General features: G+C 57.3%; 12 protein-coding genes. 8 read left to right on the top strand and 4 right to left on the bottom strand.

Annotation, left to right across the window (positions count from 1 at the left end):
- The first annotated feature begins 129 nt into the window (after positions 1-129).
- Genes tauA through tauD form a run of 4 tightly spaced genes read left to right on the top strand, consistent with a single transcriptional unit; the run spans position 130 to position 3,542 of the window.
- Complete coding sequence (tauA, locus tag ACMYSL_RS22750; RefSeq protein WP_434660005.1) at positions 130-1,092, top strand: taurine ABC transporter substrate-binding protein; 963 nt, start codon at positions 130-132, stop codon at positions 1,090-1,092.
- A gap of 10 nt (positions 1,093-1,102) precedes the next feature.
- Complete coding sequence (gene tauB / locus ACMYSL_RS22745) at positions 1,103-1,870, top strand: taurine ABC transporter ATP-binding subunit (protein WP_434664210.1); 768 nt, start codon at positions 1,103-1,105, stop codon at positions 1,868-1,870.
- Positions 1,867-2,694, top strand: a complete 828-nt coding sequence (gene tauC / locus ACMYSL_RS22740; protein ID WP_434660004.1) for a taurine ABC transporter permease TauC — start codon at positions 1,867-1,869, stop codon at positions 2,692-2,694. The genes tauB and tauC overlap by 4 nt, the downstream gene beginning before the upstream one ends.
- Positions 2,691-3,542, top strand: coding sequence for a taurine dioxygenase (gene tauD, locus ACMYSL_RS22735; protein ID WP_434660003.1), 852 nt, complete (start codon positions 2,691-2,693; stop codon positions 3,540-3,542). Before tauC ends, tauD begins: the two co-directional genes overlap by 4 nt.
- Positions 3,543-3,713: 171 nt before the next feature.
- On the opposite strand, the gene ACMYSL_RS22730 is transcribed toward tauD, so the two are convergent.
- Positions 3,714-5,432, bottom strand: a complete 1,719-nt coding sequence (locus tag ACMYSL_RS22730) for a lysophospholipid acyltransferase family protein (protein ID WP_434660002.1) — start codon at positions 5,430-5,432, stop codon at positions 3,714-3,716.
- Between the two features lie 259 nt (positions 5,433-5,691).
- Between ACMYSL_RS22730 and ACMYSL_RS22725 the strand changes: the two genes are divergently transcribed.
- Positions 5,692-6,183 (top strand): REP-associated tyrosine transposase, encoded by a 492-nt coding sequence (locus tag ACMYSL_RS22725; protein ID WP_434660001.1) that lies wholly within the window; start codon positions 5,692-5,694, stop codon positions 6,181-6,183.
- A gap of 85 nt (positions 6,184-6,268) precedes the next feature.
- On the opposite strand, the gene hemB is transcribed toward ACMYSL_RS22725, so the two are convergent.
- Together hemB and ampH are read right to left on the bottom strand one after the other, a co-directional pair.
- Positions 6,269-7,243 carry a porphobilinogen synthase gene (gene hemB / locus ACMYSL_RS22720; RefSeq protein ID WP_181483396.1) on the bottom strand — a complete coding sequence of 325 codons (975 nt, stop codon included), beginning with the start codon at positions 7,241-7,243 and terminating at the stop codon, positions 6,269-6,271.
- 106 nt (positions 7,244-7,349) lie between these two features.
- Positions 7,350-8,510, bottom strand: coding sequence for a D-alanyl-D-alanine-carboxypeptidase/endopeptidase AmpH (gene ampH, locus ACMYSL_RS22715; protein ID WP_434660000.1), 1,161 nt, complete (start codon positions 8,508-8,510; stop codon positions 7,350-7,352).
- Between the two features lie 222 nt (positions 8,511-8,732).
- Here ampH and ACMYSL_RS22710 point away from each other — a divergent pair, with 222 nt between their 5' ends.
- From ACMYSL_RS22710 to ACMYSL_RS22700, 3 genes are all read left to right on the top strand, one after another.
- Entirely contained in the window at positions 8,733-9,245 is a 513-nt protein-coding gene (locus ACMYSL_RS22710; RefSeq protein WP_167492891.1) for a cysteine hydrolase family protein, read from the top strand.
- A 119-nt stretch (positions 9,246-9,364) separates the two neighbouring features.
- Positions 9,365-10,585 carry a peptide antibiotic transporter SbmA gene (sbmA, locus tag ACMYSL_RS22705; protein WP_181486482.1) on the top strand — a complete coding sequence of 407 codons (1,221 nt, stop codon included), beginning with the start codon at positions 9,365-9,367 and terminating at the stop codon, positions 10,583-10,585.
- Positions 10,586-10,603: 18 nt separating this feature from the next.
- Positions 10,604-11,710, top strand: coding sequence for a DUF1615 domain-containing protein (locus ACMYSL_RS22700; protein WP_434659999.1), 1,107 nt, complete (start codon positions 10,604-10,606; stop codon positions 11,708-11,710).
- Here ACMYSL_RS22700 and ACMYSL_RS22695 read toward each other — a convergent pair.
- Positions 11,707-12,009: a DUF2755 family protein gene (locus ACMYSL_RS22695; protein WP_112214084.1), complete on the bottom strand. Its 303-nt coding sequence runs from the start codon at positions 12,007-12,009 to the stop codon at positions 11,707-11,709. The genes ACMYSL_RS22700 and ACMYSL_RS22695 overlap by 4 nt on opposite strands.
- Positions 12,010-12,012 lie beyond the last annotated feature (3 nt).

Raw genomic sequence — 12,012 nt, 5'->3', positions numbered from 1 at the left:
AATTCGAGTAGCAGGAAGGCGGCAAACTTGGGCATTCCTGGAGCATAGATAACTATGTGACAGGGAGGAACAAGTGCAGACAACGCACATGCTACTCGAAGTATGACGGGGATAAGGGAAGCAGACACTATGGCACTATCATCGCGTATTACTCTTATTGCCGCCCTGGCTCTCGCGGCATTCCAGGCGCAGGCGGTTAACGTCACCGTGGCGTATCAGACCTCCGCTGAGCCGGCGAAAGTCGCCCAGGCGGACAACACCTTTGCCAAAGAGAGCGGGGCCACCGTCGACTGGCGCAAGTTTGACAGCGGCGCGAGCATCGTGCGGGCGCTGGCTTCCGGTGACGTACAAATCGGCAACCTCGGCTCCAGCCCGCTGGCGGTCGCCGCCACCCAACAGGTGCCGATTGAGGTGTTCCTGCTGGCTTCAAAGCTCGGTAACTCCGAAGCGCTGGTGGTGAAGAAGAACATCACCAAACCAGAGGACCTGATCGGCAAACGCATCGCCGTGCCGTTTATCTCCACGACGCACTATAGCCTGCTGTCGGCGCTGAAGCACTGGGGTATCAAGCCGGGCCAGGTGCAGATCCTCAACCTGCAACCCCCAGCGATTATTGCCGCCTGGCAGCGCGGCGATATTGACGGTGCCTACGTCTGGGCTCCGGCGGTTAACGCGCTGGAGAAAGACGGCACGGTCCTGACCGATTCGTCGCAGGTGGGTGAGTGGGGTGCGCCGACGCTGGACGTTTGGGTGGTACGTAAAGATTTTGCCGAAAAGCATCCTGAGATTGTGAAAGCCTTCGCCAAAAGCGCCATCGACGCCCAGCAGCCCTACATCGCCAACCCTGACGAGTGGCTGAAGCAACCGGAAAATATCAGCAAGCTGGCGCGCTTAAGCGGCGTACCGGAAGCCGACGTGCCAGGGCTGGTGAAAGGCAATACCTACCTGACCGCCGCCCAGCAGGCGCAGGAGCTGAACGGGCCGGTCAATAAAGCCATTATCGATACCGCGAAGTTCCTGAAAGAGCAGGGCAAAGTGCCCGCCGCCGGGAGCGACTACAGCCAGTACGTTACCGACCGTTTTGTGAAATAAGGAGGTCATGATGCTGCACATCTCGCATCTTTCCGCCGACTACGGCGGCAAACCGGCGCTGGCGGATATCAACCTGACGCTGGACAGCGGTGAACTGCTGGTAGTACTCGGGCCCTCCGGCTGCGGTAAAACTACGCTGCTGAACCTGATTGCCGGATTCGTGCCTTATCAGCACGGCAGCATCACTCTTGAAGGGCAGCGGGTTGAAAGGCCGGGGGCCGATCGCGGCGTGGTATTTCAGCACGAAGGGCTGCTGCCGTGGCGCAACGTGCAGGATAACGTCGCGCTCGGGCTGCAGCTAGCGGGCGTCGACAAAACGCAGCGCCGGGCAACCGCCGCGCAGATGCTGAAAAAAGTGGGCCTTGAAGGGGCGGAAAAGCGCTTTATCTGGCAACTCTCCGGCGGTCAGCGGCAGCGGGTAGGGATTGCCCGCGCGCTGGCGGCCAACCCGCAGCTGCTGCTCCTTGATGAACCGTTTGGCGCTCTGGATGCTTTCACCCGTGAGCAAATGCAAGCCCTGCTGCTCAATCTGTGGCATGAGAGCGGCAAGAAGGTGCTGCTGATTACCCACGATATCGAAGAGGCGGTGTTTATGGCCACCGAGCTGGTGCTGCTCTCGCCGGGGCCAGGGCGCGTTCTTGAACGTCTGCCGCTCGATTTTGGCCGCCGCTTTGTTGCCGGGGAATCCTGCCGCAGTATCAAATCGGACCCGAAATTTATCGAACAGCGTGAATACGTCCTCAGCCGGGTATTTGAGCAACGGGAGGCTTTCTCATGAGTATCGTCATTAACGACAAACCGCGTCAGCGGGCGCTGAAGTGGCGCTGGCCGTTCTCGCGCCAGTTCACCCTGAGCGTGGCAACCCTGGCGGTGCTGCTGGTTATCTGGTGGGCCGTCGCCGCCCTACAGCTGATTAGCCCGCTGTTTCTGCCGTCGCCGGGGCAGGTATTGCAGAAACTGATTACCATCGCCGGGCCGCAGGGCTTTATGGATGCCACTCTCTGGCAGCATCTGGCGGCGAGCCTGACGCGTATCGTGATCGCGCTGCTGGCGGCGGTGCTGCTCGGCGTACCGGTAGGGATCGCCATGGGGCTGAGCCCTACGGTGCGCGGGATCCTCGACCCGCTGATCGAGCTTTACCGCCCGGTGCCGCCGCTGGCTTATTTACCGCTGATGGTTATCTGGTTTGGCATCGGCGAGACCTCAAAGATCCTGCTGATCTACCTGGCGATATTCGCGCCGGTGGCGATGTCGGCGCTGGCGGGCGTCAAGAGCGCCCAGCAGGTACGCATTCGCGCCGCGCAATCTTTAGGCGCCAGCAAAGCGCAGGTGCTGTGGCTGGTGATCCTGCCCGGCGCGCTGCCGGAAATTCTTACCGGCCTGCGCATCGGGCTTGGCGTCGGCTGGTCAACGCTGGTGGCCGCAGAGCTGATTGCCGCTACCCGCGGCTTAGGTTTTATGGTGCAGTCCGCCGGTGAATTCCTCGCCACCGATGTGGTACTGGCCGGGATCGCGGTGATTGCGATCATCGCCTTTTTACTGGAACTGGGATTGCGCGCGCTGCAGCGTCGCCTGACCCCCTGGCATGGAGAAGTACAATGAGTGAACGTTTAAGCATTACCCCGCTGGGGCCATACATTGGCGCACAGGTTTCCGGCGTCGACATGACCCGCCCGCTGAGCGACAACCAGTTTGAGCAGCTGTATCACGCGGTGCTGCGCCATCAGGTGGTGTTCCTGCGCGAGCAGAATATTACCCCTGAGCAGCAGCGCAATCTCGCCCTGCGCTTTGGCGACCTGCATATTCATCCGGTCTACCCGCACGCACCCGGCGTTGATGAAATTATCGTTCTCGATACTCACGACGATAATCCGCCGGATAACGATAACTGGCACACTGATGTTACCTTTATTGAAACGCCGCCCGCCGGGGCGATTCTGGCGGCAAAAGAGCTGCCGTCTACCGGCGGCGATACCCTGTGGACCAGCGGCATTGCCGCGTACGAGGCGCTCTCTGAGCCATTTCGTCAGCTGCTGAGCGGCCTGCGCGCGGAGCATGATTTCCGTAAATCGTTCCAGGAGTATAAATATCGCAAAACCGAAGAGGAGCATCAGCGCTGGCTGGAGGCGGTGGCGAAAAATCCGCCGCTGCTGCATCCGGTGGTGCGAACCCATCCGGTAACCGGGAAACAGGCGCTGTTTGTGAATGAAGGGTTTACGACCCGCATCGTTGACGTGACGGAGAAAGAGAGCGAGGCGCTGTTGAGCTTCCTGTTTGCCCACGTCACCAAACCGGACTTCCAGGTGCGCTGGCGCTGGCAGCCGAACGATGTGGCGATTTGGGATAACCGCGTAACCCAGCATTACGCTAACGCCGATTACCTGCCGCAGCGGCGAATTATGCACCGGGCGACGATCCTCGGGGACAAGCCGTATTACCGGGCGGGGTAATTCCTGTAGCCTGGCTAAGGCATCCGCCGCGAGCCGTAGAGAAAATCGGAAGCTGCATTGCGCGCGGCTTCCCGGAGGCGATGCTGCGCATCTGTCCGGGCTACCGGCCCGCAGAAAGCTGTAAACCCGTAGCCCGGACAGGCGCAGCGCGCCGCCTCCGGGAAAAGGTTTTTATGCCGATTTTTGCGCATCCAGATGCACGCCAATATAGCGCTGATATCGATTCGCCTTCAGATAGGTCAAATCTACCAGCACCAGACCATCCACGCAGTTATTGAAATCCGGGTCGCTGCCGAAATCGATAAACTGTACGCCGCCCGGCTCGCAGACTTCCGAGTACTGCTTATACAGCGGCGGGATCGCGCAGCCGAGATTGCCGAGCAGGGACTTCAGTCGGGCCAGGTCGTCGTTATAATCCTCACCGGCAAACTGTGCCAGCACATCGGGCAGTGAGGCGGGGTAGGGGCGACGAGACTCCGCCAGCGGATGAGTTGCCGGGAACCACAGGCGGTAAAACGCCACCAGCAGATCCCGCGCGGCAGGCGGCAAGCCGCCAGAAATCGACACCGGACCGAACAGATAGCGATAGTGCGGATAGCGCGCCAGATACGCGCCGATGCCGGACCACAAATAGTCCAGGCCACGACGACCCCAGTAGCGCGGCTGGATAAAGCTGCGCCCCAGCTCAATGCCGTGCTGAAGAATATCGTCCATGCGTTCGTCGTAATGGAACAGGCTGGAGCTGTAAATCCCTTCCAGCCCGCGTTTTTCCAGCTGCATGGCGGTCGGCATAAAGCGGTATGCACCGACGATCTCAAGGTCTTCTTCATCCCACAAAATCAGGTGCAGATAGTCATCGTCGTAACCGTCTACGTCGCGACGTTTACCGCTACCTTCACCGACCGCGCGAAAGGCAATTTCCCGCAGACGCCCCAGCTCGCGCAGCACCGGCGCGTCTTCCTGACCGTGGCGCTGCCAGAGATAAATGATTTTGCCATCCGCCGTGCGTCCCAGCGTTTCGGCCTTATTTAGTTCACGCTTGAGCAGGGCCCGGGCTTCGGGACGAGCGATAGTGCTTTCGGTTTTAAAGATCCCCGGCAGCCCTTTTCCGAGTTGTTCCAGATGACGATAGCAGCGTTCGGTGAGCTCGCGAGAAGAGGCCTGCGGGTCGAACCAGGCTGACCAGGCAATCTGTTGCCCAATATTGACCGGTAGGCTGCTGTTGCGGCGGCGGAACATTTGCTGCATCAACAGGAGCAGCGGGAGATTTGCCGACACCAGAGTGCTGGCGTAAAACAGCGCGCTGTTGTGCGCGCGTATCCACGCCGGAAGCAGCGGGGCGTGATATTTGGCGGCCAGCTTGATAAATCCTGAGTGCCATTTTTTATCGCGGATGCCGCGACGGGTCAGGCGTGAAACTTCGCCTGCCGGGAAGAAAATCAGCACGCCGCCGTTTTGCAACTGCTGGTCCATTTGCTGTAGCGCCGCTTTGGCGGTGCGGCCATTAATGTTATCGACTGGAATAAACAGCGAACTCATCGGTTCAAGATGGTTAAGCATGCGGTTGGTAACCACTTTGACATCGCTACGTACCCGGGAGACGGCGTAGAGCAGCGCCAGGCCGTCGAGCGTGCCGGTGGGGTGGTTGGCGATAATGACCAGCGGGCCATGTTCGGGGATTTTTTCGAGATCGTGCGCCGGGATAGCGCAGCGGATATTGAGATGTTCGAGCACCTGTTCGACCGTATCCAGTCCTTTCAGGTGGTGGTGACGTGCGGCAAACTGTTGAAACTCTTCCTCATGCAGGAGCTTTTTCAGCACCTTTTTCTGCCAGAGAGCTGGCCTCGCCTGAGGCCACAGGTCATCGAGTACATTGTCGAGACTAAACATGGTGGCACCTCCTCCGTCCTGCCCAGACAGTAGAAGGCGCAGATGTCGCTCAGATTACAGTTGGGTGAAGATTTTGGGGGGGGCGAGCTGCGGGGGCCGGAGCAGGTAGCCCGGACAGGCGCGCAGCGCCGCCTCCGGGAAGGCTATATGTGAAAAAGTTGCGAGCGCTTTTCCAGATTGATGTCCAGTTAATTGCCTTCTAACCTCGCCCTCTTTTATCCTGGTGGAACAGGCAAAAAATCTTTGGCAGGGGCATCCGATGGTCGATTATCGTCGTCATTACATTAATGGAGGGACTTGGTTTTTCACCGTCAATTTACGCGACAGAGAGAGTCGGTTTCTGGTTCATCGTATTGATGCATTACGCCAGGCGGTGGCAATATTCCGCAAACAGAAACCTTTTCATATTGATGCCTGGGTTGTGCTCCCCGAACACCTTCATTGCGTCTGGACCCTACCTGGCAACGACAGCGATTTTCCATCGCGCTGGCGATCAATTAAAAAGCATTTTTCAGGTTTAACAGGCGCGCAAAGCGTGTGGCAACCAAGGTATTGGGAACACGCCATTCGTAACCAAGAGGACTATCGTAGCCATGTTGATTACATTTATATCAATCCGGTTAAGCACGGGTGGGTAAGGCAGGTACGGGATTGGCCCTATTCAACCTTTCATCGCGATGTAAGTCTTAGTTTGTATCCTGTTGATTGGGGTGGGGAGGTGAAGGAATTATTATGCGGCGAGCGTCGTTAAGGTGACTTTCCCGGAGGCGGCGCGTTGCGCCTGTCCGGGCTACCAACCCACAGATAGCTGTGAGCGCGTAGCCCGGGGACCTGAATTAACGCAGGATTTTCTTTTCGGCCAGATCGAGGGCGAAGTAGCTGAAGATCAGATCCGCACCGGCACGTTTGATGGCGCCGAGGCTTTCCAGTACCACTTTCTCTTCGTCGATAGCACCGGCCTGGGCGGCGAATTTAATCATCGCGTATTCGCCGCTTACCTGATAGGCACCTAATGGCAGGTTGGTGCGCTCGCGCAGGTCGCGCAGGATATCGAGGTATGGGCCGGCCGGTTTGACCATCAGGCAGTCGGCGCCCTGGGCTTCGTCAAGCAGCGACTCGCGAATCGCTTCACGGCGGTTCATCGGGCTCATCTGATAGGTTTTACGGTCGCCTTTTAGCGCGGTACCCGCGGCTTCACGGAACGGGCCGTAGAATGATGAGGCGAACTTGGTGGAGTAGGACATAATCGCCGTATTGGTGAATCCGGCGGCGTCCAGCGCCTGGCGAATTGCCTGCACCTGACCGTCCATCGCGGCGGAAGGGGCGATAAAATCCGCGCCTGCGGCAGCGGCTACCACCGCCTGCTTACCGAGGTTGATAAGGGTCAAATCGTTATCGACACCGTGATCGCACAGTACGCCGCAGTGACCGTGCGAGGTGTACTCGCAAAAGCAGGTATCGGACATCACGATCATCTCCGGCACCGCTTGTTTGCAGATGCGGGACATGCGCGCCACCAGGCCGTTTTCGTTCCAGGCATCGCTGCCGGTGGCGTCGGTGTGGTGGGAAATCCCGAAGGTCATCACTGAACGGATACCGGCGTTGGCAATACGCTCAATCTCGCGAGCCAGATGCTTTTCCGGTATGCGCATCACGCCCGGCATGGCTTCGATGGCTTTGTAATCGTCGATTTCTTCTTCAACAAAGATCGGCAACACCAGGTCGTTCAAACTCAGTGTTGTCTCTTCAAACATGGCACGTAGCGAAGCGGACTTGCGCAGGCGGCGTGGGCGAGTGATTAAATCTGTCATGGTTTGCCTGATTTTGTGAAATGAAAAAAGATAGTCTACCTGAATTGGCGGCGGGATGTTTTGCCAAAACGATCCTGATGAATCGCAGGCAAAACACCCCTAAAGGCTATTGACTGGCTGTCTCAATGGTGGGGCGGACGCCGCTTAATTCGCTGACCAGATCGTTGATGCCGTCGCTCATATTGTTAAAGCGCGTCAACGGCGAGCGGGTGACCACCACAAACGCGCCAACGTTAGCTTGCGGATTCATCGCCATATAGGTGATAAAACCGCCGCCGCCGCCGGTCTTCTGGATAATACCCGGCTGACCGTTTTTCGGCTTCATATAGACCCAGCCAAGGCCCAACGCATCGGCTTTACCCGGCACGTCCATACCGATCACCTTCGTTAACTGGCTGCGCTGATAAATCAGCGTTTGCATACGATCCGCCTGCTGACCCCGAGTGTGGAAGTCAGAAGAGAGGAACTGCTGCATCCAGCGCATCATGTCGCCCGGCGTGGAGTAGACGCCGCCGCTGCCGATAGCGGCCAGGGTGTTGTTGCACGGGCTGGCCCCTTTCTCAGGGATCATCAGACGCTGACACTGGTCCGGAGAAGGCGTAAAGGTGGTGTCTTTCATCCCCAGCGGACGGGTAATTTGCTCTTCAAACAGCTGCGGATAAGGCTTGCCCGAGGCGGTAGATAGCGCATCGGCCAGCAAATCGAACGCCAGATTAGAATAGGCTGCTTGCGAACCCGGTGCGGTTTTTAACGTCGCCGTGGATAGCCAGTTCCAGCGCTGCTGACGCGTCGGCCAGACGAATACCGGACGATGCGCCGCGCCGCCGGGCTGTTCACGCGGCAGAGCGCTGGTGTGCGTCGCCAGATTCACCAGCGTGATGGGCTTACCTTGATAAGTGGGAACTCGAGCTCCCGGCGGGGCGTATTTGCTCAGCGGATCGTTGAGCTTCACCACTCCCTGGTCGAGCAGCTTCACCAGCATCTCGCTGGTCATCAGCTTACTCAGTGACGCGATACGAATCACCGAATCGAGCTGGGGGTGCTCATTACTGCCGGGACGCGTCACGCCGAAGCTGCGAAACACGCGCTGATTACCGTCAATGACCACCATCGCCATACCGGTCGCGCCGCTGCCGTAGAAGATATGATTAGCGTAACGGTCGACAACATCAGAGGCGAATTCCGGGTCGACGCTCGGTTGTGCGGCCTGGACCGATGTCCACGACGCCGCGCACAGCGCAGCAAAAATGAGCAGACTACGTTTCAACGGGGGCATCCATCATTGTGAAGAAAAATATAGAGCGTATTTATACTACGAAGCGACGCCGAGCAAAGCGGGAATAACGCGAATCTGTGCGGAAAAACGTAACGCGGCGTAAAAAATCCTTTTTTATGCTTTTGGATAGCCGCTTTTACCTGCGGGCGCGTATGATTACCGTTTGGCTAATGATTGGTAGCGAGAGTGACAATGGCGGCTCAACGGGTGGTAATGGTAGTGGATATGCAAAACGGCGTTTTCGCAACGCCGCGTATTGAGCGCGAACGCTGCGTCGCGCAGATAAACCGCCTGGTGCGGGCGGCGGATACCGTTATCTTCATTCAGCACAGTGAAGAGGGCGGTCTGGAAGAGGGAAGCGAAGGTTTTGATTTGCTACCTGAACTTGAGCAACCCGCTGGCGCGCTGTACGTCACCAAGACCGCTTGCGATGCCTTTTACCACACCCGGCTGGAAGAGGTGCTGCACGAGCATGATATCAAGCAGTTTGTAATTTGCGGCTGCGCCACAGATTATTGCGTCGATACCACCATCAAAAACGGCGCCAGCCGCGGCTATGCCATTACCGTCGCCGAAGATGCTCACACCACCGCCAACCGCCCGGCGGCGCAGGCCACCACGCTGATTGCCCACTACAACGAGGTGTGGCGTACCTTGACGGTACCTGGCAATCCTTTACACGTGAAACTCACAGAAACAATTCTTCGCGAATGGCAGGCGAACTAAGCCGCTGACATTCGGTCTCATAACCCGCCCACTTTTTTGCTCCGCTGCGACACCTTTGCGGCGGGCGTTTTCGTGGTACACAGCATAATAAAACGATAAGAAGTTAGCAGGAGAGCATGATGTTTAAATCTTTTTTCCCCAAACCGGGGCCGTTTTTTATTTCTGCCTTTATCTGGTCGCTGCTGGCAGTGATCTTTTGGCAGGCGGGCGGCGGCGACTGGCTGCTGCGAATCACTGGCGCATCGCAGGATGTCGCGATCAGCGCAGCGCGCTTCTGGTCGCTTAATTACCTGGTGTTCTACGCCTTCTACGCGCTGTGCGTCGGGGTTTTCGCCCTGTTCTGGTTCATTTACAGCCCACATCGCTGGCAATATTGGTCGATTCTCGGCACCTCGCTGATTATTTTCGTCACCTGGTTCCTCGTTGAAGTCGGGGTGGCGATCAACGCCTGGTACGCGCCGTTCTACGATTTGATTCAGAGCGCGCTGGCGACGCCGCATAAGGTCAGCATTAACCAGTTTTATCAGGAAATTGGCATATTCCTCGGTATCGCGATTATCGCGGTGCTTATCGGTGTGATGAACAACTTCTTCGTCAGCCACTACGTCTTCCGCTGGCGTACCGCCATGAACGAGCATTATATGGCGCACTGGCAACATTTGCGTCATATAGAAGGCGCCGCGCAGCGTGTGCAGGAAGACACTATGCGCTTTGCTTCAACGTTAGAAAGCATGGGAGTCAGCTTCCTTAACGCGGTGATGACGCTTATCGCCTTCCTGCCGGTGCTGGTGACGCTCTCCGCGCACGTGCCGGACTTGCCGATTGTTGGTCATCTGCCGTACGGCCTGGTGATTGCCGCGATTGTGTGGTCGTTAATGGGAACTGGCCTGCTGGCGGTGGTGGGGATTAAGCTGCCGGGGCTGGAGTTTAAAAACCAGCGCGTTGAAGCGGCCTACCGTAAAGAGCTGGTTTATGGCGAGGATGATGCCAACCGCGCGACGCCGCCGACCGTTCGTGAGCTGTTCAGCGCCGTACGCCGCAACTATTTCCGTCTCTATTTCCACTACATGTATTTCAATATCGCTCGTATTCTTTACCTGCAAGTGGATAACGTTTTCGGTTTGTTCCTGCTGTTTCCGTCGATTGTTGCCGGTACGATTACGCTGGGCCTGATGACGCAGATAACCAACGTCTTCAGCCAGGTTCGCGGTTCATTCCAGTACTTGATTAGCTCCTGGACGACGCTGGTGGAGCTGATGTCCATCTACAAACGTCTGCGCAGCTTTGAGCGCGAGCTGGATGGCAAAGAGCTGCAGGAAGTGACCACAACATTAAGTTAACGATCGCAAGGAAGGAATATGGCAGCAGCCTCATCTCGTTTTGTTTCACTCTCCCTGACGCTACTGGCAGGTATGGTGCTTAGCGCCTGTTCCAGTAAACCGGAACCGGTGCTGAAAGAGGGGGAAAAGCCGATTGATGTTGCCGCCGTGGTACGGCAAAAAATGCCTTCCAGCGTGAAAGACCGTGAAGCCTGGGCGCAGGCCATCGCCAAAACGTTTGAAAGCCAGAAGCTGGCGCCGACGGAAGAGAATGTCTGTTCGGTGCTGGCGGTAGCGCAGCAGGAGTCCAACTATCAGGCGGATCCTGCGGTGCCTGGGCTGAGCAAAATTGCCTGGCAGGAGATAGATCGCCGGGCGGAGAAAATGCATATTCCAGTGTTTCTGGTCCACACCGCGTTGAAAATCAATTCGCCTAACGGCAAAAGCTATAGCGAACGCCTGGATAACGTCAAAACGGAAAAGCAGCTGAGCGCGATTTTCGATGATTTTATCGGCATGGTGCCAATGGGACAGAAGCTGTTTGGCTCGCTGAATCCGGTGCATACCGGCGGTCCGATGCAGGTCAGCATCGCCTTCGCCCAGCAGCATACCGACGGCTATCCGTGGAAAATGGACGGAACCGTGCGTCAGGAAGTGTTCAGCCTGCGCGGCGGCCTGTGGTTTGGCACCTATCATCTGCTGAACTATCCAGCAAACTATAGCGTGCCGCTGTATCGTTTTGCCGATTTTAACGCCGGATGGTACGCCAGCCGTAACGCCGCTTTCCAGAATGCGGTGGCTAAGGCGACGGGTGTGAAGTTGGCGCTGGATGGCGATTTGATTCGCTACGATAGCGACGAAGCCGGAACCACCGAGCTGGCGGTGCGCCGTTTATCCTCACAGCTGGCGATGAGCGATGACGATATCCATCGTCAACTGAAGAAGGGCGATACGCTGGCGTTTGAGGGGAGCGATCTCTACAAGAAGGTGTTTCGTATTGCCGATAAGAAAGCCGGTAAAGCGCTGCCGCGAGAAGTATTGCCGGGGATCCAGCTTGAGAGTCCGAAAATCACCCGTAATCTGACTACCGCCTGGTTTGCCAAACGGGTGGATGATCGACGGGCCAACTGTATGGCGCGCCGCTAGTGCTGGCTGCGCCAGCGAGAAGCTATCCCCAATATTCCAATCAATATACAGCCCAATAGAAAAGGGACCAGGCCAAACAGGGTCCCGACCACCAGGCCTATTTCGACCCTGGGGCGGCTGCTGTCCTGCATTTGAATTAAATGCTCAAAAACGCCGGGAGTGTGTATCAGCATGCTCAGCATCTGCGCGCCGGCCCAGAAGCAAAACAGCACAAACAGGGCGTAAGCGATGTTGCTGCTGGTTATAGACCTCCTCTTTTTGCTGCCGTTGGTGGTCTTTGCAAAGGTGAACTCTGCCATATT

The sequence above is a fragment of the Klebsiella sp. MISC125 genome, assembly GCF_051131775.1.
Taxonomy (GTDB): domain Bacteria; phylum Pseudomonadota; class Gammaproteobacteria; order Enterobacterales; family Enterobacteriaceae; genus Klebsiella.
The sequence above is the reverse complement of the archived record's forward strand: the minus strand, read 5'-3'. Positions and strand labels throughout refer to the sequence as shown.

Coding starts and splice junctions, on each gene's coding strand:
- tauD (WP_434660003.1), top strand. CDS start 2,691: ATGAGTGAACGTTTAAGCATTACCCCGCTGGGGCCATACATTGGCGCA.
- sbmA (WP_181486482.1), top strand. CDS start 9,365: ATGTTTAAATCTTTTTTCCCCAAACCGGGGCCGTTTTTTATTTCTGCC.
- ACMYSL_RS22695 (WP_112214084.1), bottom strand. CDS start 12,009: ATGGCAGAGTTCACCTTTGCAAAGACCACCAACGGCAGCAAAAAGAGG.
- ACMYSL_RS22710 (WP_167492891.1), top strand. CDS start 8,733: ATGGTAGTGGATATGCAAAACGGCGTTTTCGCAACGCCGCGTATTGAG.
- tauC (WP_434660004.1), top strand. CDS start 1,867: ATGAGTATCGTCATTAACGACAAACCGCGTCAGCGGGCGCTGAAGTGG.
- tauA (WP_434660005.1), top strand. CDS start 130: ATGGCACTATCATCGCGTATTACTCTTATTGCCGCCCTGGCTCTCGCG.
- hemB (WP_181483396.1), bottom strand. CDS start 7,243: ATGACAGATTTAATCACTCGCCCACGCCGCCTGCGCAAGTCCGCTTCG.
- ACMYSL_RS22725 (WP_434660001.1), top strand. CDS start 5,692: ATGGTCGATTATCGTCGTCATTACATTAATGGAGGGACTTGGTTTTTC.
- tauB (WP_434664210.1), top strand. CDS start 1,103: ATGCTGCACATCTCGCATCTTTCCGCCGACTACGGCGGCAAACCGGCG.
- ACMYSL_RS22730 (WP_434660002.1), bottom strand. CDS start 5,432: ATGTTTAGTCTCGACAATGTACTCGATGACCTGTGGCCTCAGGCGAGG.
- ACMYSL_RS22700 (WP_434659999.1), top strand. CDS start 10,604: ATGGCAGCAGCCTCATCTCGTTTTGTTTCACTCTCCCTGACGCTACTG.